Annotated in this window: 2 protein-coding genes; one reads left to right on the top strand and one right to left on the bottom strand. The window is 66.2% G+C overall.

Annotation, left to right across the window (positions count from 1 at the left end; all coding sequences use genetic code 11):
• Window positions 1–44: 44 nt before the first annotated feature.
• Window positions 45–353, top strand: a complete 309-nt coding sequence (locus L810_RS42380) for a VF_A0006 family four-cysteine protein (protein ID WP_021164244.1) — start codon at window positions 45–47, stop codon at window positions 351–353.
• Window positions 354–461: 108 nt separating this feature from the next.
• Here L810_RS42380 and L810_RS46710 read toward each other — a convergent pair.
• The coding region (locus tag L810_RS46710) for a MetQ/NlpA family ABC transporter substrate-binding protein (RefSeq protein ID WP_257009045.1) at window positions 462–594 on the bottom strand (133 nt) is incomplete at its 5' end.

Consider the following 594-nt stretch of genomic DNA (forward strand, 5'->3'; position numbering starts at 1 on the left):
ACGTTATGCTGTCGGCCGACCCAGTCCACGCCATCGGAGGCGACATGAAACGGGGGATCCGAGCCATCGCATTCGCGGCTGTCGCGCTGGCGTTGCCGGGAGCGGCGTTCGCGCTGACCGACGGCAGCGCGCAATACGACGACTGCATGCTCAATGCGCTGCGCGAGAGCCGCAACGGTGCGGCGGCCCAGTTGATCCAGCGCTCGTGCGACGCGCTGTACCGCAACAACGCGATGCTGCTGCCGCGCGAGCGGCGCTTTCACGAGTGCGTCGTGCAGTCGCTGCCAGGCGTGCGCGACAACTATGCGATCCAGCAGATCATGTCGATCTGCTCGCGGCGCGGCGAGATGTGAGACGGCGCCGAACGCAGCATCCCGCGGCCCCCGACCGGCCGCGCCAATGAAAAAAGGGCCTGCGCGATGCAGGCCCTTTCGTTCAGCGGTCCGGCCGGTGTGCGGCGTTCAGAACGACGCGACCATCGAGCCCTTGAACTGCTTCTTGATGAATTCGCGCACTTCCGGCGACTGGTACGCCTTGACCAGCTTCTTCACCCACGGCTGGTCCTTGTCCTTCGCGCGCACGGCGATCAGGTTC

Origin of the sequence: Burkholderia sp. AU4i (assembly GCF_000466765.1) — a bacterium.
Classification (GTDB): Bacteria; Pseudomonadota; Gammaproteobacteria; order Burkholderiales; family Burkholderiaceae; genus Burkholderia; species Burkholderia cepacia.

What these genes read in the sequence shown, in the direction of transcription:
- L810_RS42380 (WP_021164244.1), top strand. Translation starts at nt 45, where the DNA reads ATGAAACGGGGGATCCGAGCCATCGCATTCGCGGCTGTCGCGCTGGCG.